Genomic DNA, 23,162 nt, shown 5'->3' on the forward strand with positions numbered 1-23,162 from the left:
TCATGCGTTTTCACGACATCGAATTACACAATGTACGTGCGATTGATTCACTCTCAATCACAGGGCTCGCCGAGCGTGGCGTGGTAGTGATTTCCGGTGAAAACGAGTCGGGTAAGACGACAATCGCCAAAGCTATTCACGTTGCACTGACGACAAAATGGAAGTCCAAGTCAAGCGAAGCGCTTAGTCTGAACAGTCACTCCAGCCAGGAAAAGCCGCAGGTTAAGCTCCGGCTGGAGCTTGACGGCTACGAATTTACGCTGGACAAGATCTTTGGTAGCACCAAGGACACCGGCACAATCGTCACCGTCCACTCTCCGACAGCCGAGGTTCTCAAAGATGACCAGGCGGAGGAGTGGCTGGCCGCCCGAATGCACAATGCAGATACCAAGAACCTGTGGCAGGTTTTCGTTGCTGAACAGGGGCAAGCACAAAAGACCCTCTCCTTGGGCGGTTATGCACAGGTCACTAGCGCACTGCAGTCGGCATCGGGGCAGCGCGCGGAAACCGCAGAAGAGGTAGGCCTTTTTGAAGCCGTTGAAGCCGAATACGGCAACTATTTCCAAAAAAATGGCAAAGAGCGCAAGCAGCTTACCGACGTAGACAAGGAGCTGGCCGAAGCCCAGCAGGTGCGCGACGAAGCGGCGAAAAAGGTCCGGGAATTCGAAGCGCTCAATGAGGAAGCTGCTCGTAATGAAGAAAGCCAGCAAACGCAGCGGGCATCGTTGCCAGAAGCCCAAAACGAAGTCGAGCACTGGGGCCAGGCACTAGAAGAACTCGAAAAATTCAGGGTTGCCGTCTCCCAGGCACAGGAGGTCTCTGCAGCGGCGAAGCAGCAGCTGGACTTAGCTAAACAGGCTCAGCAAGAGCGCGAAGCTTTCATTCAGCAGGCACAAGAAGCCAAGGATCAGCATTCTGCCGCAGAGAAGAAAGTTGCTGAATTTAAGGAAGCGTTCGATAAGGAGGTCGCAGCTTTAAAGAAGGCGCAGGAAGATCGCGATGCGGTTGTAAACACGTACCGCGAAGCTCGAAAGGCAGAAGAACTGGCCGCAGCTGAAGTTGCATTGGGAGAGAAGCGCGGTTTGGTTGAAGCCCTGTCGAAGCGAGTGGAGAAACTCGATGCGCTCCGCGCGCAATTGGCAGAGCACAAGGAGATAATTACTCGGAATTCCGTTACCGAAGAGGTAATGGAAAAACTGTTGACCTGCGAACGCGAAGTTGCAACAGCCACCGCTGTGCTGGAGGCATCGAGCCCGAGTATGCAGCTCTCGGCTAGCAGTGCGCAGGAGGTCACGGTCGACGGCGAGAAAGTGGGGCTAGCTCCGGAGGCTGAGACAGTTCAACGTGCGGTTACTAAGCCATTGGCCATCGAAGTCGGCGACGTCACGGTTGCTATCCAGCCCGGAGACGGCTCAGATTCGCAGCAGCGCAAGCTAGAAAAAGCAGAGACATCGCTCAAAGAACAGCTTGAGGCGGCAGGCGCTGATTCTGTCGCGGAAGCACAAAAGGCACACACACGACGTCGTGAAGCGGAAAAAGCAAAATTCCAGGTGGAGACATCCATAACTGCGGTGTCCGACGGTGTGGAGTATCACCAGCTCACAGCAGAGTTGGACGATGCGAAGGAAGAAGCACGATTACACGGCGAGCGGTATCGGGAACTTGCGGGCGAGGAAGCGCCGACGGAGATTGACCTGGTATCGGCAAAGTCCCGGCTGGAAGAAGCTGCAGTGGGGCGTAGGGATGCCGAGTCGGAGCGCGACAGTGCTGATATGCGCTTGTCGAAGCTGGAGAAGCGTCCTGCATACGCCAACTATACGAAGGCCAGCAGCGAGCTTGAAGGGGCTCGGTCCGTCCTGAAGGTCCGCGAAGATTCGCTCACGGCGACGCGAGAAAAAGCCTCGGATGCCGAGATCTTTGCTGCGGTGGAAAACCGAGGCAAGGACTATGAGGCGGCAGAAGAGCAACTGGCTGCGGCCCAGAAGGAACTAGCGCAGCGGGATGCCGACGACGTGGAAGCATCGCTCGCGGGCGCTAAGCAGCGACGGGATGCAGTTGAGAATCGCCTGGCTGAGCTGGAAAAGCGTCGGCAAGAGATTCGGGTGCACTTGGACTATTTCGACAGCGCGAATGAGAAACTGGCAGCTGCTGAGGGAGTAGTGGAGCGAACACAGCGAGATCGGAATTCAATGCGTCGACGTGCAGCTGCCGCCAAGACTCTCATAGAGGTAATGACACAGGCACGCGCGGCATCGCGGAATGCGCTGGCTGACCCCTTGCTCCGCAAGCTCGAAGAGTACGGTGGCGGTGTTTTCGGTGCGGGAACTCAGTTCACGATGAATGAGGACTTGCAGGTTGAGTCACGGTCCAATGCCGATGGCAAGTTCGATGTCGATGAGCTATCTGGTGGAGCGCAGGAGCAGCTGGACATTCTACTGCGCTTGGCCGCTGCCGGTGTCATGGAGGGCGGGCAAGGCGCTCCGGTGATTATTGATGATGCATTAGGTTATTCAGACGAACACCGTTTGCGGCGGATGAATAATGCTCTTGCCAAAGCGGGGCGCGATATGCAGGTATTAGTCCTGACGTGCGATGAAGCCCGCTTTGATCGTGTGACAGGAGCGGAGTTTATGATAATTCAGGATTTGGTTTCAAGATAGTAGGCTCTGTACATATGCAAGATGTTCCGTGGTTAAGTGATGAAGAGCAGCGGTTATGGCGCTCAATTCTGAACGCTAAACGGGCCGTTGACAGGTCAATCGATCTTCAGCTGCAAGATTCTCTCGATATTTCCACTGCAGATTTTTCGGTTCTGGTTGTTCTCTCCGAGGCTGAAGACAATGTAGTGCGCATGCGCACCCTGTGTGAATCCCTGGAATGGGACCGCAGCCGAATGTCGCACCAAATTACTCGTATGGAGCGACGCGGGCTAGTAACTAAGGAACGCTGCGCCTGCGATAACCGTGGTATCGATGTCACGCTTACTGAACACGGTCGAACTGTGATTGAGAAGGCGGCGCCGAACCATGTGAAACTTGTGCGCCATGTTTTGTTTGATGTGCTCGGTGAAAATATCGACTATCAGGGGATTTCCGCTGTGCTCGATAAGATTGCAGAGACCGCCAATGCTACGGTCACCGATTCAGTCGACGGACAAGCAGAGTAGCCAAAAGTTTTTTGTGAGTGTTTTCCATTTGTCTCCGCTACGAGGCTCTCACCATTAGCCTAGAGCAGTATGAACTCATTTGAATGGCTGAGTGATGATGAACAGCTCTTTTGGCAGTCGATGGTAGCTGCTTTTCGCGAGGTAGAGCGCAATATCGAGCGAAGCCTACGCACTCGAACCGGGCTGACGTTCGCGGACTTTACCCTGCTCATCGCTCTGCATGAGGTAGAGGATGGGATTCTGCATGTTGACAAGATTTGTGATCGACTGAAGTGGAACCATCCCCGCGCGCTGCTGCATACCAACAGGTTGGAAAAGCGCGGATTTATTCACACCGAAGACCACGGCGAAGACCCGGACTCGGATTATGTCGTCGTCTTAACAGGCGTTGGTCGGCACGTGTTTGCCGAGGCGGCGCCGGATTATGTAGACACTGTTCGCCAGGAAGTTATTTCACCACTTGCTAATGAAGACCGCGAAGTGATGCTGAGGTGCTTCCAGTCGGTTCTCGAAAGGAAGTAAGACTTCCACGCCCTGCTAGTAAAACAACCACTAGCAGGGCGCTTTTTTCTCTACGTTTCAAGCTGTAAGGTAAGGCGTGCCTAAAGCAAAGGGGTGACTGTTCACTTCTCTTTGTGCACCCTAAGTACCAAAAATTACGCAGAAATAAACAAGGCAGAAACTGAAACGCATGAGAGTCAATATTTTCGCCAAGGCTAAAACCGCGCCAAAGACCAAAACTCTGGCCGCAATCGGGTGTGCAGCGCTGAGCTTCGTCGCTACAGCATGCGGTGCGGACGCAGAGTCGAACGAGGCTGCCGACAACAAAGGAGAACTCACTGTCACTGATGTCGCAGGTCGCACTGTGACCTTCGACAAGCAGCCAGAACGAGTCGTGCTCGGTGAAGGCCGCGCCATGTTTGTCACCGCGATGCTTGACCAAGAAAACCCGGGTGACCACGTTGTCGCCATGGGCAGCGATTTGCATTCGGGCGCACCGTCGTTTGAAACCAAGCTTTTCGAGACGAACCCCGAGCTGAAAGACATGCCGACCATCGGCAATATCGCCAAGGGCGATGTCACAGTTGAAAACCTCATCTCCCACGACCCAGACGTGGTCGTCATGACCCTTGACCACAAGAAGGCCGCGGAGCAATCCGGTTTCCTCACCAAGCTCGATCAGGCAGGTCTGAAGTACGTATTCACCGACTTCCGGCAAAAGCCCCTGGAGAATACCGCCAAGTCCGTCGAGCTCCTCGGCCAGATCGTCGATGAGCAGGACAATGCCAAGAAGTTCACCGACTTCTACACTAAGCGCGTCAACGAGATTACCGAACGTGCCGCCAAGCTCGAAGACAAGCCAAAGACCTTCGTCTGGCGAGCAGCCGGTCTCAAGGATTGCTGCTCGACCGTCAACAAGTCCAATCTCGGTGATCTTGTCACAGCAGCCGGCGGTGAGAATCTCGGAGACAGCCTCCTCGACACCGAATCGGGCGACGTGACCGCAGAGAAGGTCCTGTCCGTCCAGCCGGAGAAGATCATCGCCACCGGTGGTTCTTGGGCGCTCGATCCGAAGAAGCCGGAAGTGCTGCCACACGTCGAACTCGGCTACACCGCCACCCCAGAGACCGCACAGCGCACTCTGGAAGGCCTGCTGAAGACGCCGGGCTTTGACACCCTAACCGCGCCGAAGAAGGGCGATCTGTACGCCGCCTTCCACCAGTTCTACGACTCGCCGTACAACGTCTTCGCCCTCGAGCAATTCGCCAAGTGGATTCACCCAGAGGAGTTCGCTGACCTCGACCCGGTCGCTGATTTCGCCGAGTTCCACAAGGACTACTTGCCCTTCGAACTCAGCGGCACCTTCTTCACCGCGCTGGAGCCGACCAAGTAACCCATCTTCCACCATCGAAGAAGGAATCCGATGACTTACACCAATCTGCACGCTCCTGCGTCAGGGCTTGACGACGAACCCCGCGAGTCCACCTCCACCAACGGCAGTGGAGGTCAAGAGTCGCAGCCCGCCACCGAACAGCACGAGTGTCCGTCGTCAAGCACGACCTACGACTCTGCGCGACAGTACCGACGACGCTCGGCACGGAAGATCGCCATCATTGCGGTGCTGGTGGGTCTGGCCGTGTGTGCGTTTGTGGTGGCGACGATTGTGGGGCCAATGGCACTGAGCGTGGGGGACGTCGTCCGTGGCATCGTGAGCCCGAATGATGTGGACGAAACCACTCGTACGGTGCTGTGGAAGCTGCGTCTGCCTGCATCGGTGATGGCAGTGCTGATTGGCGCAGCACTGTCGCTTGCCGGTGCACAGATGCAGACAATCCTCGATAACCCTCTGGCGGAGCCGTTTACGCTCGGTATCTCGGCTGCAGCGGCGTTCGGTGGGGCGGCATCGATTGTGCTGGGCTGGGTGATTATTCCGCATGCGCAGTTCAACCTGGCGGCCGTGGCCTGGGTATCATCCGTCGTCGCTGTGGGGATTGTGGCGGCGGCGTCGGTTTGGCGCGGCTCGGGTAAGGAATCGATGATTCTGCTCGGCATTGGTCTGGTGTTTCTATTCCAAGCGCTGTTGGCGCTGTTGCAATACCGCGCGACTACCGAGGCGCTCCAGCAGATTGTGTTCTGGACGATGGGCTCGCTACAGCGCGCGAACTGGGTGGCCAACGGCATCATTGCGGCGGCGCTGCTAATCGCTATTCCGTTCACTATCCGCTATGCGTGGGCGCTGACGGTGTTGCGGCTTGGCGATGCCCGAGCAAAAGCCGTGGGCATCAATGTGGATAGGCTGCGCATTGCGACGCTGATTGTAGCCTCGCTGCTGGCAGCAACCGCAGTGGCTTTCGCCGGCATCATCGGCTTCATCGGACTGGTCGGCCCACACATTGCACGCATGCTCGTCGGTGAAGAACAGCGCTTCTTTGCCCCGGCATCGATGGCGGCAGGCGCGGCGCTGCTTGCGGCAGCTCATGCGGTATCCATCACGGTGGTGCCGGGTGTGGCAGTGCCGATTGGCATCATTACCGCAATCGTCGGTGTCCCATTCTTTGTCGGCTTGGTTTTTCTGCGTAAGAGGACGGTGTGGAACTAATGGGCGTATTTCTCGATGTCAATGACGTAGTTGCAGGCTATGGCAAGCGAAAGGTGCTGCGCGGGGCGTCAATACGCACGCTGAAGCCAGGTACGGTGACGGGTTTGCTCGGGCCAAACGCTGCGGGCAAGTCCACACTGATGACCACGCTGGCGGGGATTCGAAAGCCAATGGCCGGGGAGATTGTGCTGACCCGTGACAATGAGCGGGTCGTCGGCTCCGAACTGCGCGATGTCGTCGGCTACGTGCCGCAGGATCTGCCGGCTAGCGCCTCGCTGACCGCATTCGAATCGGTACTGGTCTCTGGGCGGCGCGCCGGGCGACTGCGCGTGCGCGGCTCCGAGATTGAGCACACGGCAGCGGCTCTCCGAAAGGTCGGCATTGAGCACCTCGCCGACCGCTTCGTCGGCGAGCTCTCCGGCGGTCAGCGGCAGCTCGTCGCGGTCGCGCAGATGTTTGTTCGCGATCCCGAGGTCATGCTTCTCGACGAACCCACCTCCGCCCTCGACCTGCGTCACCAAGTGGAACTCCTAAAGCTCGTCCGCGCGGAGGTCGCCTCACGGAGCTCCTTGGCACTCGTCGCAATCCACGATCTGAATCTCGCCGCCCGCTACTGCGATGAGCTTGTCATGCTTCACGACGGCCACGTGGTTGCCCAGGGGAGTCCTGTTGACGTTCTCACTCCGGACCTTTTGGCCCGCGTCTATGGAATTCGAGCCCGCGTACTCGATGACGAGGGCGTGCCCGTGGTGTGTCCTATTGAGGAAGACCAGGTTTCTGAAGCCGCGTAGTGGAGATTTGGCTGGGGCGCGGGGGCATTTCGCTAATCGCCCCAGCCAAGTGGTAACATCTTTTCTCGTTGCACTTGTTGTACTTGTGCCACACGCCCCCGTAGCTCAGTGGATAGAGCGCCGGTTTCCGGTACCGAAGGTCGGAGGTTCGACTCCTCTCGGGGGCACGTTCTATCCCTCAAGTGATTAGGTTTTTCCTGGTTGCTTGAGGGATTTTTGTTTTAGCGGCCACCTAGCGGAAACGTTTAGTTACCGTTCTTCCAGCGGAACAGCCTGGCGGAGGAATTCGAGTCGCCCATGACAATTCACCTTGGTGCTACTGGCCAGCAATAATCACAATCAGCGTGCGTGGCCCATGGACACCTTCGACTCGGGCAAGCTCGATGTCCGAGGTTGCAGAAGGTCCCGAAATCATGGTGATGGGAGCGGTGGGATCACTCTCGCGTAGGCGGGAAATTGCCTCCGGGATGCCGTAGACAACTGTGGAAGCCGGCACAACGCAGATGTGAATATCCGGCACCAAGGTCAGCGCGCGGCGGCCAGAAGTGGCCGAACCGTCCAGAAAAATGGTGCCGGTCTCGGCGCAGGTAACAGCAGAGCTGGTGACAATCGCGTCGAGCTCGTCCAGCTCTTCGGCGGTGAAACCTGTATCGACGCGAATCTCGGTGGTGGCCTTACCCCCACCAGACTCCAACCCCGCAACCCACTCGCGGTCTAGGCCTTCGGGAATACCAATCAATGAAGCCCCGACATCAGCAATTGCCTTCTTCACAGCTTCATTGATTTCAGTTGCCGAGCTCCCACAGCGGCGCACATCGGCTTTGTAATCGGCGATGCGTTCGTCGGCAAGCGAAATGATCTCCTTGGCCGTCAGGTCGGAGGAGCGTTCGTAATCGCGGGGGATGTTGAAATGTGTACCGGGCTCGCCGGTGACGATGCCTGCGTCAGAGGCCAAGTCACGGCCTTCGAAGGCGATCTTCTGAGCATTGCGGATACGCTCGAGGATTTCGCTTTTGGCAATGTTCGCGGATGCTGAGGAATGGGACATCGCTAGGCCTCCTTGCCGGACGTGTCGGGCTGCTTGTTGTCATCCGACAGCCCATTAATCTTCGTCGGAACCTGATTTGCCGATTCACGAGACAGCTGCGCCGAGAAATCCTCCGAACCCCACAGTGAGCGGAACGGCTTCTTCGGCGGAATCGGAGTATCACGCACATCCGACCACCCGCTGAGGAAAAGTGGCAGGGTGTGAATCTCGCCGTCCTTCAACCCGAGTACGCGGGCGAGGGAGGTCATCTTAGCGCTCATGTCCCACAGCTTCTGATTGCCCATGATGAACCCGAGCGTGGCAAAGAGCTTGCCCTCCACCGGCGGGCGGTGCTCCGTGACCTTACGGTGTCGCAGCTCCAGCAGCGCCGCGGGGATGTCAATTCGCACCGGGCAGACCTCAAAGCAAGCTCCACACAGCGAGGATGCATAGGGCAGGGAGGCATTCGGATCATCGTAGGAGTCCATGCCGGTGAGCTGTGGGGACAAAATTGCACCAATCGGACCCGGGTAGACCGAACCGTAAGCGTGCCCGCCCACGTGCTCGTACACCGGGCAGATATTCAGGCATGCCGAGCAGCGGATGCACTTCAGCGCTTCACGCCCAATCGGATCTGCAAGGGTGGCCGAGCGCCCATTGTCCAGCAACACAATGTGGAAATTCTTCGGGCCGTCGCCATCCGTGGTTCCCGTCCACAGGGAGGTGTAGGGATTCATACGCTCGCCTGTCGACGACCGTGGCAGCAGCTGCAAGAAGACTTCCAAGTCCCGGAAGGTGGGAAGCAGCTTCTCAATACCCATCACCGAAATCAGTGTTTCCGGCAGCGTGAGACACATGCGGCCATTGCCCTCTGACTCGACGACGGCCACCGTACCGGTTTCGGCCACACCGAAGTTGGCGCCGGAAATCGCAACCTTGGCCTCCATAAACTGCTCGCGCAGGAACGTACGGGATGCCTCGGCCAGATCGGCTGGATTGGCTTTCAAATCCGGGTCGACTCCGGGGATTCCATTGAGGAAGATCTCGCGGATATCCTCGCGATTGCGATGGATAGCAGGAACCAGGATGTGGCTCGGCATGTCGTCGGCAAGCTGAACGATGAGTTCCGCCAGGTCGGTTTCGCGGGCGGTGATGCCGGCGTCGGCAAGCGCTTCGTTCAAGCCGATTTCCTGCGTGGCCATCGACTTAATCTTGACGACCTTTTCTTCGCCGGTCTCTTTCACCAAATCCGTAATGATGCGGTTTGCTTCGGCGGCATCCCGCGCCCAGTGGACGTGACCGCCGGCATTTGTCACTGACTCTTCGAACTGCTCCAGCAGTTCTGGCAGACGCGCCATCACATCGCGCTTAATGTGGCTGCCCGCGAGCCGCAGCTGCTCCCAGTCATTCTTCTCCGCTACGACATGCGCGCGCTTCTTACGAATCGAACGCGTGGCATGACCGACATTTTCGCGCATGCGAGTGTTCTTGAGTTCCTCGTGCGCCGCGGCCGTGAACCCGCGCGTACCGCGCAGATGCCCGACGTTGTGCGGCGCGCGTGGAGGAAGGGCTGGCATGCCGACGTTAATTGCGACCATTACTGCTCACCTCGCAGGGAAGCTTCTTGACGGTTGTGCACATCAAACGGGGTCTCCTTGGTGGAGGCCAGAATCTCGGCCATATGGATGGCATGCACGCCAGAGTCCTGGCGACGCAGCGCACCACCGATATTGAGCAAGCAGGAGGCATCGCCAGCGGTGACGAACTCCGCTTCCGTAGCGCGGATATTGGCTGTCTTGTCGGCAACCATTGCAGCGGAAGTCTCCGCATTCTTCACCGAGAAGGTGCCGCCGAAACCGCAGCACTCCGCCGCGCCGGGCAGCTCGCGCAAATCTATTCCATCGACTGCACTGAGTAGCCGCCACGGACGGTCACCCACTTTGAGCACCCGCAAGCTGTGGCAGGTGGAGTGGTAGGTCACTGAGTGGGGGAAGTAAGCACCGACGTCAGTCACACCAGCGACATCGGTGATGAACTCGGAGAGATCCAGCGTCTTGTTCGCGCAGGCCTGTGCCGCATGGGTTTGGGCACGGGTACCGTAGCGGCCCGCGATCATCGGATGCTGGTGGCGAACGGCGCCGGCGCAGGAACCGGACGGGGCGACAACGTAGTCAATCGAGGAATCCGCAAAAGCATCAGCGTAGGTGTCTAGCTGAGGAAGGATTTCCTTCTGGTACCCGGTGTTGACGTGCATCTGGCCACAACAGGTTTGCTGTGGCGGAAAGACCACATCACATCCGAGCCGCGTGAGGACTCTGGCTGTCGCACTCACTGCATCCGGAAACATCATGTCCCCGATGCAGGTCGCGAAAAGTGCTACTTTCACGGTCGCTCCAAAATGGGTTGAGGATAAGGCAATAATTTCCTACCTGAATGCTACGCCTAGGCCCGGATTAAATCTGTTCTCAACGCAAATTCGCCTGGATCGTGAAAATGGCTAGTTGCAGTCGGACTCCACGACCTGCAGATGCCCCTCAAATGAATCTTTTGGCGGCTGATGTTTCCACGACTGCGATTGACCTAATAGGATAGGCAATCGTGAATCCTGCTGATCTTGCTGTACTAGTCCGAAAAGTCACCGTCGAGGTTTTGACTTCCCACGATGCCGATGTCTCTATCGTGCCGGAAAACCCGACCGTCGAGCGTCCGCGTAACCCTGAGCACGGCGACTATGCAACCAATATCGCCATGCAGCTGGGCAAGCGTGTCGGTATGGTGCCGCGTGACTTGGCAACTGAAATTGCCACAGCACTCGGCGCTTCTGAAGGTATTGATGAAGCAACCATCGCAGGCCCGGGCTTTATTAACATCCGCCTGGCCTCCGATGCCCAGGGCAAGATCGTCGAGGACGTCTTGGCAGCGGGGGAGAAGTGGGGTCATGCCGACTTCAACTCCAACCTCGACGTGAACCTGGAGTTTGTCTCCGCAAATCCGACCGGGCCGATCCACCTGGGTGGTACCCGCTGGGCAGCAGTCGGTGACGCTCTCGGTCGTGTCCTGTCCGCCACGGGCGCCAAGGTCACCCGCGAGTACTACTTCAATGACCACGGTCGCCAGATTGACCGCTTCTCCGACTCCCTGGTTGCCGCCGCCCGGAACCAGCCGACCCCGGAGGATGGCTACGGCGGAGAGTACATCCAGGACATTGCTGCTGCTGTGCTGGAGAAGAACCCGCAGGCACTCGAGGGCTCTGAGGAGGAGGTCCAGGAGCACTTCCGCGCCATCGGTGTGGACATGATGTTCGAGCACATCAAGGAGTCTCTGCACGAGTTCGGCACTGATTTCGATGTTTACTTCCACGAAAATTCGCTGTTCGAGTCCGGTCAGGTGGAAGCAGCTGTCAACTCCCTGAAGGAAAACGGCAAACTCTACGAAGCTGACGGCGCGTGGTGGCTGAAGTCCACCGATTACGGTGACGACAAGGACCGCGTGGTCATCAAGTCCGACGGCGATGCAGCCTACATTGCGGGTGACATCGCATACGTTAAGAACAAGTTCGACCGCGGCCACAACCTGTGCATTTACATGCTGGGTGCCGATCACCACGGCTACATCGCACGTCTGCGTGCCGCCGCTGCCGCGCTCGGCTACAACGCAGACGGCGTCGAGGTGCTCATCGGCCAGATGGTCAACTTGCTTCGCGACGGCAAGGCTGTCCGGATGTCCAAGCGCGCGGGCACAGTAGTGACCTTGGACGACCTGGTTGAGGCAATCGGTGTCGATGCTGCTCGCTACTCGCTAATCCGTTCCTCCGTGGACTCCAGCCTGGATATTGACCTGGGGCTGTGGGCTTCGCAGTCCAGCGATAACCCGGTCTACTACGTCCAGTACGGCCACGCTCGTCTGTGCTCAATCGGCCGCCGTGCCGAAGAGGCTGGTGTGACTAGCGAAGATGCCGACTTCTCCCTGCTGGTAGAGGACCGTGAAGGTGAGCTCATCCGCACTATCGGCGAATTTCCGGCGATCATCAAGTCCGCTGCTGACCTGCGGGAACCACACCGTATTGCCCGTTACGCTGAGCAGCTCGCCGGTGTCTTCCACCGCTTCTACGACACCTGCCAGATTCTGCCTAAGGCCGACGAAGAGGTATCCGAGCTGCACCGTGCTCGTCTCGGCCTGGCTGAGGCTACCCGCCAGACGCTGGCCAATGCTCTGCAGCTGCTCGGTGTTACCGCACCTGAGCGCATGTAGTCGAACGCGCCCGTAAAACTACACCCCGTTGCTCCGCCCGGGTAACGGAGAAAGAGAGCTGTTTCGTGCCTATCGACGGCAATGGTTTCGAGCTGGGTGGCTACACCCGGCCCGATTCCACCCAATTTAATGAACTACCAGCGCATGTCTGGCCAATTACCGCCCGTCGTCGGGGTGATGACGAAGAGAATCCCGGTTCAGTGGAAATTGGCGGCGTGAGCCTGGTCGACATTGCCAAAGAATTTGGCACTCCGGTTTTTGTCGTCGATGAGCAGGACTTCCGCTCCCGCTGCCGCTCGATGGCCAAGGCCTTCCGCGGCGCGGAGAATGTCCACTACGCGTCCAAGGCTTTCCTGTCGAAGACCATTGCCCGCTGGGTAATGGAGGAGGGGCTGCATCTCGATGTCGCCTCGGGCAACGAGATGGCTATCGCTCTTGCTGCGGGCTTCCCAGCCAAGGACATGACCTTCCACGGCAATAACAAGTCCACCGCAGAGCTGCGCGATGCTATCTCCGCTGGCGTCGGCAAGATTGTGCTTGACTCCCGTTCGGAGCTGCGTCGCCTGTCCCAGGTGGCGGCTGAAGCAGGCGTGGTGCAGGACGTGCTCGTCCGCGTGAAGCCCGGTGTGGAAGCACACACCCACGAGTTCATCGCTACCGCGCACGAGGATCAGAAGTTCGGCTTTTCCCTCGCGTCCGGTTCGGCGCTGGAAGCTGCCAACCTCGTAGAAGAGGACGACAATCTGCGCCTGATTGGTCTGCACTGTCACATCGGCTCCCAGATCGTCGATTCCGACGGTTTCATTCTCGCGGCCGAGCGCGTGTTCTCGCTGGTGGAAAAGCTCGTCGAACGCCACGGCACTGAAATCTCGAAACACTTCAACACCCTTGACCTCGGTGGCGGTTTCGGTATTGCATACACCGCAGGCGAGCAGCCCCTTGACGTTGCTCCGCTTGCCGACGAGATCCTCACTGCTGTGGACAAGCTTGCGCAGCGTATCGGTATTGAAACTCCGACAGTGGCTGTTGAACCAGGCCGTGCCATCGTTGGCCCGTCCATGGTCACGGTGTACGAAGTGGGCACTTTGAAGGATGTGACCATCGATGAAGGCATGACCCGTCGTTATGTATCGGTCGATGGTGGAATGAGCGACAATATTCGTCCGGCGCTTTACGGCTCGAACTATGATGGTCGCGTCGTTAATCGCGAAGTATCAGGTTCCAGGATTCCCACCCGTGTCGTCGGAAAGCACTGTGAATCGGGAGACATTCTGATTAATGACGCGAACTACCCGGACGACATTGTTGAGGGTGATCTGTTCGCGCTGGCTGCTACTGGGGCATACTGTTACGCAATGGCCAGCCGCTACAACATGCTGACGCGACCACCAGTAGTGTCGGTATGCGATGGTCAAGTGACCCAAATATTAAGACGAGAAACCGTACAAGACTTACTAAGCCTGGAGTGTGAAACGCCACGATGACTGCCGCAACGAATAATCCTGGAAAGGGCGAGGGCCACAAGGTTGGTGTCGCTATTTTAGGTCTTGGCACAGTCGGTACTGAGGTTTACCGCCTGCTCAACGAGAAGGCTGAGGACTTCGAGCGCCGCATCGGCGGCCCGGTCGAGGTCGTTGGTATTGCTGTGAGCGACAAGACCAAGCCGCGTCCGAATGTGGATCAGGATCTTCTTACCGACGATGCTTTTTCGCTGGTCCAGCGCGATGACGTTGACCTGGTAGTCGAGGTCATCGGTGGCATTGATTACCCACGTCGCGTTGTGCTGGAGGCACTGCGTGCGGGCAAGTCGGTCGTGACGGCCAATAAGGCACTTGTCGCAGCTCACGGCGAGGAGCTCTCTGAGGCTGCCGATTCCTCAGGCGTCGACCTTTTCTTTGAGGCTGCTGTGGCTGCAGCTATTCCGGTCGTCGGCCCGCTGCGCCGTTCGCTGGCCGGTGACACTGTCAATACGGTCATGGGCATTGTCAACGGCACCACTAACTTCATCCTTGATGCGATGGACTCCACCGGTGCGGACTACGACGAGATGCTGGCAGAGGCCACCCGCCTGGGTTATGCCGAGGCCGACCCGACTGCAGACGTCGAGGGCCACGATGCCGCTTCCAAGGCAGCTATTCTGGCCAGCCTGGCATTCCACACCCGTGTGACTGCTGATGACGTTCACTGCGAGGGCATTACCGAGATCACCGCTGATGACATCGCAGCCGCCAAGAGCGCAGACTGCACCATTAAGCTGCTGGCTACCTGTGAGCGGGTCACGGACGAGAATGGCAAGGAGTCCATTTCCGCCCGCGTGTACCCAGCGCTGATTCCACGTCGTCACCCGCTGGCAACTGTGCGTGAGTCTTTCAACGCTGTATTCATTGAGGCCGAGGCCGCTGGTCGCCTGATGTTCTACGGCAACGGCGCCGGTGGTAACCCGACAGCCTCCGCAGTGCTCGGTGACCTTGTTGCCGCCGCTCGCAACATTGTCCACGGTGGTCGCGCACCGGGGGATTCCACCTACGCTAACCTGCCGATCCTCGACTTCGGTGACGTTCGCACCCGCTACCACATCGACCTGCACGTCGACGATCGCGTCGGAGTACTTGCCGATGTCGCTCGCACCTTCTCTGATCACAACATCTCTCTGCGCACCGTCCGCCAGGAAGAGGGCGCCAACGGTGCTCGCCTGGTCATCGTGACTCACAAGGCGCTGGAGAAGGATTTGGAAGCAACGGTCGACGAATTGCGCGCCAACGACGCGGTTTTGGCCGTCAACAACGTCATTCGTATCGAAGGAATGGATATCTAAATGGCACAGGAGCTTTTCCCGGGGCAGAAGGTCACTGTCACGGTTGCAGGTTCGTCAGCGAACTTGGGCCCGGGCTTCGACACCCTGGGGTTGGCCGTCGCGCTCTACGATATTGTCGAGGTCGAGGTCATCGAATCGGGTGTCGTCGTTGAGATTCACGGTGAGGGCGAAGTCGACCTGCCGCGCAACGAGTCTAATCTGGTAGTGCGCGCGATTCGCGCGGGCCTTCGCGCCGCAGGTGTCGAGGCGCCGGGGCTGAAGGTTATTTGCCATAACACCATTCCGCAGTCGCGCGGCCTGGGCTCTTCCGCAGCAGCCGCCGTCGCTGGTGTCGCTGCAGCTAACGGTCTGGCCGGCTTCCCGCTTACCGACGACCAGGTAATCCAGGAATCCTCGGTCTTCGAGGGCCACCCGGATAACGCTGGCGCATCCGTCCTCGGCGGAGCAGTGGTCAGCTGGACTGACAAGCCTGTCGATGGTCGCACCGCACCTCAGTACCGAGCAGTGAGCATTCCGGTGCATGAATCCATTCAGGCGACTGCACTCGTACCGGCATTTCACGCCTCCACGAATGCGGTCCGTCAGGTGCTGCCGAGCGATGTTTCGCATGTCGACGCTCGTTTCAATGTCTCCCGTACTGCTGTTATGACCGCAGCGCTGCAGTCCCACCCGGAACTGCTGTGGGAGGGAACGCGAGATCGCCTGCACCAGCCGTACCGCTCCGACGTGCTGCCGGTGACCGCAGAGTGGGTCAACCGCCTGCGCAACCGTGGCTACGCGGCATTCCTCTCGGGCGCTGGCCCGACCTGTATGGTTCTGGGAACTACTGCAGTGGATGAGAAAATCTTGGATGATGCCCGCGAGGCTGGCATCAAGGTCATGGAGCTGGGAATCGGCGAGCCGGTTAAGGTCGTGGTCGACGGCTAAGCCGTTACTGCGGACAGCTGCCGAGTCGGTGGCTTAGCCTGCCACCTACTTTTCGCCCGGCCCCTTCAACTTCACGATGCTGTACTGACCTGCGCTCAAGTGCGAGCGCAGGTCTTTCTTGTCGAACTTGCCCACTGAGGTCTTATCGATTGAGTCCACGAAGGCCCAGTACTCCGGCAGCATCCACTTCGGCAGCTTTGGCCGCAGCTCATCGCGGAGCATTTCAGCGGTCTCCTTGCTTGGTTCAACTTCCGGCATCAGCACCGTAATGGCCAGCGGGCGCTCACCCCACTTTTTATCTGGCATGCCGATAATCGCGCACTCGAGTACCTGTGTGCTTTCCATTACGAAGTTCTCCAGCTGGGCGGAGTAGATCCACTCGCCACCAGAGCGAATGACATCGCGAGCACGATCATGAATAGTCAGGTAGCCGTCGTGCGTAATCGAGCCGACATCGCCAGTGCGTAGCCAGCCGTCCTCGGTGAACTGTTCGCTAGCCTCGTCGACCTCCGCACCGCGGAAGAAGTGAGCGGTGCCTCCAGCTTGAGCCTCCGGAGAGCTGTAGTAGCCTCCGGTGACCGTGTTGCCGCGCACCTGCAGCTCCCCCTGGTTGCGGTCATGCAGGTCGAGCACGCGGTCGTTGTCATCAACAATGCGGAATTGCATGAGGTCCGGGAAACGCCCTTGGCTGACACGGTATCGTTCGCGGGCCTCACCGGAGGCGCCGTACGGAGGGCGTGCCACGGTACCGATAGGCGAAGTCTCGGTCATACCCCAGAAGTGGATGACGTCGACACCGTAACGCTCTTCCCATAGTCGAATCAGCGCAGGTGGAACAGGGGACCCGCCCGAGAAAATCTCCTGCAGACTCATGCGTTTCGGAGGATTGCTGAGGTAGTGCGCCATGAGGTTAATCCACAGCGTCGGCACGCCCTGAGCTACGCGCGGCATTGAGGTTTCGATGATTTCTGCCAGACGCGGCGCGGAGAGGTCCGCGCCGGGGAAAATCAGCGATGCCCCGCACATGAAAGAGGCCAGCGGCACGCCCCAGGACAGGACGTGATAAATGGGCACACAGCACAGCCACGGGTTTCCGTGCGAAATTGCAAAGGAGTCAGTGGTGCGCATATTCAGGCTGTGCAAGTACAGCGAGCGGTGGCTGTAGACGACACCTTTAGGTGCGCCCTCGGTACCCGTCGAGTAGCACATGGCTGCGCCGGAGTTTTCGTCGAGCTCAGGCCAGTCGAAGCGGCTAGGGCGCCCGTCGATGAGTGATTCGTAGGAGTACCACGGGATGCCATCTGGCAGATGCTCGGCCACGTCGGACAGATCTCCGATACCGATAATGATGACAGCGCGGACGCGCGGGCAGTACGGAAGAACTTCGGCGAGCAGTTCAATCTCGGTCTGGTCCGCGATAATGACCTGGTCATCGGCGTGATTGACAATGTGCACAATCTGATCCGGCATGAGCTGCTTGTTCAGCGGCTGGAATACTGCGCCCATGGAGGCAACGCCGAGGAAGACCTCGAAGTGTTCGGTGCAGTTGTACATCAGGGTAGCGATGCGTTGGTCGCCGTCGATACCGAGCTCATCGCGAAGTGCATGTGCGAGCGCACTTGCGCGCGCGGCGATGGCGGCAAAAGTGGTGGTCTCGGGTCCGTCACTGTTCCAGGAGGTCACCGGAGTCCGACCGTGAATGGTGCGACCGTATTCCACAATCTGAGCGATATTGAGAGGAATATGAGGCATCGTACTGCGCATGAGCTCTACAGTACCGACTCGCAGCCGCGCGACCTAGCGAAACGCAGGTGAGAACTAGTGTTGCTACCTGACTATTTGGTGACTATCCTTGGGCAATAGGTCGTTTTCGATACGCGGTTAGATACGTACTTCTTCATGTACTCCGCATGCCGTTGACCTTCGCTGTTGCTCACACAACGCGATGGTGCAACGTGACATTGAAAACACATAAATCAGTAGTGCGACTACATAGTCTTGCGGTGCTGTGGACCTAAAATTTCCTAACTATCTTCAACCCGGACGCTCGGGTTTGAGATGCGGAAATAATGTAGGCAAGATGCCTCGGTTTAGTTTCAACGTCGAGGCCTTTTGCCTGACTTTTTCGATAATTTCCCGCCCGCTGCGGATATTTTCCGCCCGTGGTAAAGGTTCGACGGCGGAGCACACGCGTTGGCGGGCAGTAAGAACGAAAAAGTGTCAATGACATAGCCCCTGTAGAGAGTGACTGCAGGGAAGGTCGATGAAAGGACATCCGTGACCGATACGGACACCACTGCCACGGCAGGCGGCCCAGAGAATCTTGCGGCCCTCCGAATGGCAGAACTGCGTGAAATCGCTTCCAGCAAGGGCATTCGCGGCATCTCCGCCATGCGCAAGCATGAGCTGATTGAGGCCATCAAGAATGGTGCCCCGGCTGCTGGTTCCGCGCCTGCTCGGAAATCCCGCGCGAAGAAGGCTGCGGCTGGGGCTGCGGATACCGGCTCCAAGGTGAAGGATGCCAAGGAATCGCCGTCGGAAAGCGCGGACAGGGATTCCAGCAAGAGCGCCGACAAGAGCGACAAGGGCAACGACAAGCGTGACGACGCCAACGCGGATGGTCGCGACGAGATGTCCCGCTCTCAGCAGCGTCGAAATCGTCGTAACCGTGCTCGTCAGCGCGAGCAGGAAAATCAGGACGAAAGCCGCGACGATAACCGCAACGATTCCGGTAGCGGTAAGAACCGCGGTGAACGTAACGACAATCGCGACGAGCGAGACAACCGCAATGATCGCGGTGATCGCAACGACCGCAATAACCGCAACGATCGCAACAACCACGACCGTGACAACGACGATGACGGTCGTGGCAATCGCAACAACCGTCGTGGTCGCAACAACAATCGAAATAACGACCGCAACAACCATGACGATGAAGGTCGTGGCAACCGTAACCGCCGTAACCGTCGCAATCGCCGCGACCGTCGCGGACGCGATAACAACGGTGGGGGACACGGCGGTCAGGACGAGATCCGCGAGGATGACGTTCTCCAGCCGGTGGCGGGCATCGTCGATGTGCTAGACAACAAGACCGCATTCGTGCGCACGTCCGGTTACCTGCCGGGCTCTAACGATGTGCTGGTGTCCGCGCAAATGGTTCGTAAATACGGCCTGCGCAAGGGCGATGCCGTCACCGGTCAAGTCCGCATGCCGCGGGAGAATGGCTCGGGCCAGGTCACTCATGGCAACGGCCGTAATCGCCGCAAGTACAATCCGTTGGTCAAGGTCGAAACCGTAAACGGCCTCGATCCGGAGCAGGCAAAGCAGCGCCCGAACTTCGCTAAGCTCACTCCGCTGTACCCGAACCGTCGTCTGCGTCTGGAGACCGAGCAGAAGATCCTCACCACTCGCGTCATCGACCTGATTATGCCGATTGGTAAGGGGCAGCGTGCGCTCATCGTTTCGCCGCCAAAGGCTGGTAAGACCACGATTCTGCAGAACATCGCGAACGCTATCGCGACTAACAACCCCGAGTGCTACATGATGGTCGTGCTTGTCGACGAGCGCCCGGAGGAAGTCACCGACATGCAGCGCAGTGTCCGTGGCGAGGTCATTGCCTCCACCTTCGATCGCCCGCCGTCAGATCACACAGCAGTGGCCGAGTTGGCTATCGAGCGCGCAAAGCGTCTGGTGGAACAGGGGCAGGACGTCGTCGTACTGCTGGACTCCATTACCCGCCTTGGACGTGCGTACAACAACTCTTCGCCGGCATCGGGACGAATCCTCTCCGGTGGTGTCGACTCCAACGCTCTGTACCCACCGAAGCGCTTCTTGGGTGCTGCTCGAAACATCGAAGAAGGTGGCAGCCTCACCATCATCGCCACCGCGATGGTGGAGACCGGTTCCGCAGGTGACACCGTTATCTTCGAGGAGTTCAAGGGCACCGGTAACGCTGAGCTGAAGCTCGACCGTAAAATCTCCGAGCGCCGCGTGTTCCCGGCAGTGGATGTCAACCCGTCGGGTACTCGTAAGGATGAGCTGCTGCTCAGCACCGAGGAGGCGCGCATTATGCACAAGCTGCGTCGCATCCTCTCCGCGCTGGAGTCGCAGGCTGCTATCGACCTGCTGATTAAGCAGCTGAAGAAGACCCGAAATAACAAGGAATTCCTGATGCAGGTGGCTTCTTCTGCGCCAATGGCCGCCGACGTTGATGTGGACGACATGCTTTAGCTGGGGTTAGCCACAAGGGGCGGTGCCACGGTACCGCTCCATTGAAAACCACAGCACTGACCAGCATTTCACCCATCACAATCTGAAGGAATATTCAATGGCTAATCAGGTTTCCGCAGTTGACGACATCCTCTCTGAATACCACGGGCTCGAGGCTCAGCTGGCTGACCCCGAACTTCACAACGACCCGAAGGCTGCCCGTAAGGTCGGCAAGCGCTTCAATGAGTTGCAGCCGGTCATTCAGACTCACAAGAAGCTGACTGAAGTCCAGGATGACCTGGAGGCAGCGCGCGAGATGGCCTACGAGGACTCCGAGTTCGCAGCTGAGGCTGAACGTCTCGCTGTTGAGGCCGAAGAACTTGAGGAGAAGCTCGCTGACCTGCTGGCTCCGCGCGATCCGCACGACAGCGATGACATCGTGATGGAGCTCAAGTCCGGTGCCGGCGGTGAGGAGGCGGCTCTCTTCGCAGGTGAGCTCGCTCGCATGTACCAGCGCTATGCCGAAAAGCACGGCTTTACCACCGAGATCCTCGGCCTGTCCGAGTCCGATCTCGGCGGTGTGAAGGACATGACTATGTCCATCCGAGCTAAGACTCCGTCCCGCGACGGTGCGTGGAGCGTGTTCAAGTTTGAAGGTGGCGTCCACCGCGTGCAGCGCGTGCCGGTCACCGAATCGCAGGGCCGTATTCAGACGTCCGCCGCTGGTGTTCTGGTTTACCCGGAGCCCGACGAGGTCGAAGACATCCAGATTGATGAGAAGGATCTGCGTGTCGACGTCTACCGCTCCTCCGGTAAGGGCGGTCAGGGTGTTAACACCACGGACTCCGCGGTTCGTCTGACGCACCTGCCGACTGGTTTGGTTGTTACCTGTCAGAAGGAACGCTCTCAGATTCAGAACAAGGCCCGCGCTATGCAGGTCCTTGCTGCTCGACTGCAGCAGATGAAGGAGGAGGAGATCGCCGAGGCCGCCTCTGACCAGCGTAAGTCTCAGGTGCGCAACATGGATCGCTCCGAGCGCATCCGCACTTATAACTTCCCGGAGAACCGCGTATCCGATCATCGCATCGGTTACAAGGCTCATAACCTGGACTCGGTGCTGGGCGGCGACATGGATGACCTGCTCAAGGCCCTCCACGACGCGGAGCGCGCTGAGCGTCTTGAAGCCGAGTAGTCCCACGCCCGCAGAAAATAGCTCGCCGACGTTACCGGATTCCGTCCGTACTCTCGGCGAGCTGTTTCGCTATGCGCGTCGCACGCTTGACGACGCGGCGCTGGCTTCTCCGGATGCCGACGCACGGGCGCTATTTGCAGCCGCAGTCAATGCGGGACCGGCAGACATCATCTTCCGCGGAGACGAACCGTACACCGATGAGGCCGGTCGCAAGCATTTGGCAGAGATGCTGGCCCGCAGAGTGGCTCGTGAGCCACTGCAGCACATCATCGGTACAGCGCCGGTGATGAGCCTGGAACTACAGGTTGGGCCCGGTGTTTTTGTGCCCCGGCCAGAGACGGAACTGCTTGCGCAGTGGGCAATCGATCGAGCCCGTGAACTGGTCGCAAGTGGCGTCGTCAAGCCGAAAATCGTTGACCTGTGTACCGGATCTGGGGCGCTGGCGTTGGCGATTGCCGACGCCGTATCCGAAGCGGACGTGGTGGCTGTAGAGCTCTCTGAGCGGGCACGGACGTGGGCTGCGAAGAACATCGAGACGTACGGTAATGGACGTGTGCACCTAGTTGCTGGCGATGTCACGGATGTTCAGCTGATTGATGATGGCGGTGAGCTCGCAGATTGGGTAGGCGAGACCGACATTGTTGTGTCCAACCCTCCATATGTGCCCGAAGACACGGAGGTTGACCCCGAGGTGAGAGCTGATCCGCACTCTGCGGTCTTTGGCGGCGACGATGGGCTAGATGTCATTCGACCTATGATTAACCTAGTGGATGCGCTGGTGCGGCCGGGTGGAGTCATCGGCATTGAGCACGATGACTCTTCGGGCAGTGATGTCAGTTCACTGCTGAAGGAAACCTGGGATTACGCTGATGTAGAGGTCCGCCGTGACTTTGCAGGCCGTGATCGTTTTACGGTGGGACGCAAGAATTGATCTTAAAAGCAAACTTTGAAGCAGGAGCAAAAATCTGATGAGCAGGATTATGGACTGCAGCACAGATGAAAACCGCGAACGCGCAATTGCAGCAGCAGTAGATGCTGTGAAGGCAGGACGGCTGGTCGTAATGCCGACTGATACCGTCTACGGCCTTGGCTGCGATGCCTTTGATAACCAGGCCGTTGCCTCCTTGCTGCGTGCTAAACACCGCGGCCCAGATATGCCGGTGCCGGTGCTGGTGGGTTCCTGGAGCACGATTGAGGGGCTCGTCCGCGAATACTCACCAGCTGCTCGCACGCTGGTGGAGGCTTTCTGGCCGGGTGGCCTTTCGCTGGTTGTGAACCAGGCGCCGAGCTTGCCGTGGAACCTTGGTGATACCGCGGGTACGGTCATGCTGCGCATGCCGCTGCACCCAATCGCCATCGAGATTCTGCGCCGAACCGGTCCGATGGCGGTATCCAGCGCGAATATCTCCGGCCAGGCACCGGCCACCAATGCCGTGCGTGCCAAGCAGATGCTCGGTGGGGAAGCGGCTGTCTACGTCGACGGCGGCGAAGCCACGATTGGCACCCCATCGACGATTGTCGATATCTCGACTCCGGTGCCGAGGATTCTGCGCGAAGGCGCTGTGTCGGCTGCGGCGGTTGCCGAGGTTTTGAGTACGACGCCCGAGCGACTGCTGGGGCAGTAATCTTGGCTACCTAAAGTCTTTCCTGTTTAGTATCTGCAGCGATTGTGTGGGTGAGTAGT

General features: G+C 58.6%; 18 protein-coding genes and 1 tRNA gene. 15 read left to right on the top strand and 4 right to left on the bottom strand.

What is annotated here, in order from left to right:
- The first annotated feature begins 2 nt into the window (after positions 1–2).
- From HMPREF3042_RS06410 to HMPREF3042_RS06440, 7 genes are all read left to right on the top strand, one after another.
- Positions 3–2,660: an ATP-binding protein gene (locus tag HMPREF3042_RS06410; protein WP_070856595.1), complete on the top strand. Its 2,658-nt coding sequence runs from the start codon at positions 3–5 to the stop codon at positions 2,658–2,660.
- Between the two features lie 14 nt (positions 2,661–2,674).
- Entirely contained in the window at positions 2,675–3,166 is a 492-nt protein-coding gene (locus tag HMPREF3042_RS06415) for a MarR family winged helix-turn-helix transcriptional regulator (protein ID WP_038628431.1), read from the top strand.
- A 69-nt stretch (positions 3,167–3,235) separates the two neighbouring features.
- On the top strand, positions 3,236–3,688 hold the full coding sequence (locus HMPREF3042_RS06420; protein WP_070437896.1) for a MarR family winged helix-turn-helix transcriptional regulator: 453 nt from the start codon (positions 3,236–3,238) through the stop codon (positions 3,686–3,688).
- 169 nt (positions 3,689–3,857) lie between these two features.
- Positions 3,858–5,060, top strand: a complete 1,203-nt coding sequence (locus tag HMPREF3042_RS06425) for an ABC transporter substrate-binding protein (protein ID WP_070856596.1) — start codon at positions 3,858–3,860, stop codon at positions 5,058–5,060.
- A 30-nt stretch (positions 5,061–5,090) separates the two neighbouring features.
- A complete protein-coding gene (locus HMPREF3042_RS06430; protein WP_070856597.1) occupies positions 5,091–6,266 on the top strand; it encodes a FecCD family ABC transporter permease in 1,176 nt (391 codons plus the stop codon).
- The gene (locus tag HMPREF3042_RS06435) at positions 6,266–7,057 is read left to right on the top strand and encodes an ABC transporter ATP-binding protein (RefSeq protein ID WP_070856598.1); all 792 of its coding nucleotides are present in this window, start codon (positions 6,266–6,268) and stop codon (positions 7,055–7,057) included. Before HMPREF3042_RS06430 ends, HMPREF3042_RS06435 begins: the two co-directional genes overlap by 1 nt.
- Positions 7,058–7,151: 94 nt before the next feature.
- Positions 7,152–7,224, top strand: a tRNA-Arg gene (locus tag HMPREF3042_RS06440).
- A gap of 149 nt (positions 7,225–7,373) precedes the next feature.
- On the opposite strand, the gene HMPREF3042_RS06445 is transcribed toward HMPREF3042_RS06440, so the two are convergent.
- From HMPREF3042_RS06445 to HMPREF3042_RS06455, 3 genes are read right to left on the bottom strand one after another with little or no spacing between them, the layout of a single operon-like run.
- Positions 7,374–8,105 (bottom strand): LutC/YkgG family protein, encoded by a 732-nt coding sequence (locus HMPREF3042_RS06445; RefSeq protein WP_070856599.1) that lies wholly within the window; start codon positions 8,103–8,105, stop codon positions 7,374–7,376.
- A 2-nt stretch (positions 8,106–8,107) separates the two neighbouring features.
- A complete protein-coding gene (locus HMPREF3042_RS06450; protein ID WP_070856600.1) occupies positions 8,108–9,682 on the bottom strand; it encodes a LutB/LldF family L-lactate oxidation iron-sulfur protein in 1,575 nt (524 codons plus the stop codon).
- Positions 9,682–10,470 carry a (Fe-S)-binding protein gene (locus HMPREF3042_RS06455; RefSeq protein WP_048735215.1) on the bottom strand — a complete coding sequence of 263 codons (789 nt, stop codon included), beginning with the start codon at positions 10,468–10,470 and terminating at the stop codon, positions 9,682–9,684. The genes HMPREF3042_RS06450 and HMPREF3042_RS06455 overlap by 1 nt, the downstream gene beginning before the upstream one ends.
- Positions 10,471–10,733: 263 nt before the next feature.
- Between HMPREF3042_RS06455 and argS the strand changes: the two genes are divergently transcribed.
- The 4 genes from argS (at position 10,734) to thrB (ending at position 16,077) form a co-directional block, all read left to right on the top strand.
- Positions 10,734–12,335, top strand: coding sequence for an arginine--tRNA ligase (gene argS / locus HMPREF3042_RS06460; protein ID WP_222866829.1), 1,602 nt, complete (start codon positions 10,734–10,736; stop codon positions 12,333–12,335).
- 65 nt (positions 12,336–12,400) lie between these two features.
- Entirely contained in the window at positions 12,401–13,819 is a 1,419-nt protein-coding gene (lysA, locus tag HMPREF3042_RS06465; protein ID WP_070856601.1) for a diaminopimelate decarboxylase, read from the top strand.
- The gene (locus HMPREF3042_RS06470; protein WP_070605086.1) at positions 13,816–15,150 is read left to right on the top strand and encodes a homoserine dehydrogenase; all 1,335 of its coding nucleotides are present in this window, start codon (positions 13,816–13,818) and stop codon (positions 15,148–15,150) included. The genes lysA and HMPREF3042_RS06470 overlap by 4 nt, the downstream gene beginning before the upstream one ends.
- A complete protein-coding gene (gene thrB / locus HMPREF3042_RS06475) occupies positions 15,151–16,077 on the top strand; it encodes a homoserine kinase (RefSeq protein WP_005509404.1) in 927 nt (308 codons plus the stop codon). It begins immediately after the preceding gene.
- Between the two features lie 45 nt (positions 16,078–16,122).
- Here the strand turns inward: thrB and HMPREF3042_RS06480 are convergent, their stop codons facing one another.
- Positions 16,123–17,841 (bottom strand): long-chain fatty-acid--CoA ligase, encoded by a 1,719-nt coding sequence (locus HMPREF3042_RS06480; RefSeq protein ID WP_070856602.1) that lies wholly within the window; start codon positions 17,839–17,841, stop codon positions 16,123–16,125.
- Between the two features lie 513 nt (positions 17,842–18,354).
- On the opposite strand from HMPREF3042_RS06480, the gene rho reads away from it, so the two are divergent.
- The 4 genes from rho (at position 18,355) to HMPREF3042_RS06500 (ending at position 23,103) form a co-directional block, all read left to right on the top strand.
- Positions 18,355–20,307, top strand: coding sequence for a transcription termination factor Rho (rho, locus tag HMPREF3042_RS06485; protein ID WP_070856603.1), 1,953 nt, complete (start codon positions 18,355–18,357; stop codon positions 20,305–20,307).
- Between the two features lie 97 nt (positions 20,308–20,404).
- The gene (gene prfA / locus HMPREF3042_RS06490) at positions 20,405–21,478 is read left to right on the top strand and encodes a peptide chain release factor 1 (protein WP_016422451.1); all 1,074 of its coding nucleotides are present in this window, start codon (positions 20,405–20,407) and stop codon (positions 21,476–21,478) included.
- Positions 21,465–22,409 carry a peptide chain release factor N(5)-glutamine methyltransferase gene (gene prmC / locus HMPREF3042_RS06495; protein ID WP_070856604.1) on the top strand — a complete coding sequence of 315 codons (945 nt, stop codon included), beginning with the start codon at positions 21,465–21,467 and terminating at the stop codon, positions 22,407–22,409. The genes prfA and prmC overlap by 14 nt, the downstream gene beginning before the upstream one ends.
- 37 nt (positions 22,410–22,446) lie before the next feature.
- Positions 22,447–23,103, top strand: coding sequence for an L-threonylcarbamoyladenylate synthase (locus HMPREF3042_RS06500; protein ID WP_038628463.1), 657 nt, complete (start codon positions 22,447–22,449; stop codon positions 23,101–23,103).
- The last annotated feature ends 59 nt before the right edge of the window (positions 23,104–23,162 follow it).

Origin of the sequence: Corynebacterium sp. HMSC074C05, assembly GCF_001838325.1 — a bacterium.
Lineage (GTDB): Bacteria > Actinomycetota > Actinomycetes > Mycobacteriales > Mycobacteriaceae > Corynebacterium > Corynebacterium amycolatum.

Bases quoted from the DNA above. Each gene is read 5' to 3' on its own strand.
- HMPREF3042_RS06450 (WP_070856600.1), bottom strand. From the start codon at position 9,682: ATGGTCGCAATTAACGTCGGCATGCCAGCCCTTCCTCCACGCGCGCCG.
- HMPREF3042_RS06415 (WP_038628431.1), top strand. From the start codon at position 2,675: ATGCAAGATGTTCCGTGGTTAAGTGATGAAGAGCAGCGGTTATGGCGC.
- HMPREF3042_RS06480 (WP_070856602.1), bottom strand. From the start codon at position 17,841: ATGCGCAGTACGATGCCTCATATTCCTCTCAATATCGCTCAGATTGTG.
- HMPREF3042_RS06425 (WP_070856596.1), top strand. From the start codon at position 3,858: ATGAGAGTCAATATTTTCGCCAAGGCTAAAACCGCGCCAAAGACCAAA.
- thrB (WP_005509404.1), top strand. From the start codon at position 15,151: ATGGCACAGGAGCTTTTCCCGGGGCAGAAGGTCACTGTCACGGTTGCA.
- HMPREF3042_RS06435 (WP_070856598.1), top strand. From the start codon at position 6,266: ATGGGCGTATTTCTCGATGTCAATGACGTAGTTGCAGGCTATGGCAAG.
- HMPREF3042_RS06430 (WP_070856597.1), top strand. From the start codon at position 5,091: ATGACTTACACCAATCTGCACGCTCCTGCGTCAGGGCTTGACGACGAA.
- HMPREF3042_RS06470 (WP_070605086.1), top strand. From the start codon at position 13,816: ATGACTGCCGCAACGAATAATCCTGGAAAGGGCGAGGGCCACAAGGTT.
- HMPREF3042_RS06420 (WP_070437896.1), top strand. From the start codon at position 3,236: ATGAACTCATTTGAATGGCTGAGTGATGATGAACAGCTCTTTTGGCAG.
- HMPREF3042_RS06410 (WP_070856595.1), top strand. From the start codon at position 3: ATGCGTTTTCACGACATCGAATTACACAATGTACGTGCGATTGATTCA.
- HMPREF3042_RS06500 (WP_038628463.1), top strand. From the start codon at position 22,447: ATGAGCAGGATTATGGACTGCAGCACAGATGAAAACCGCGAACGCGCA.
- HMPREF3042_RS06445 (WP_070856599.1), bottom strand. From the start codon at position 8,105: ATGTCCCATTCCTCAGCATCCGCGAACATTGCCAAAAGCGAAATCCTC.
- prfA (WP_016422451.1), top strand. From the start codon at position 20,405: ATGGCTAATCAGGTTTCCGCAGTTGACGACATCCTCTCTGAATACCAC.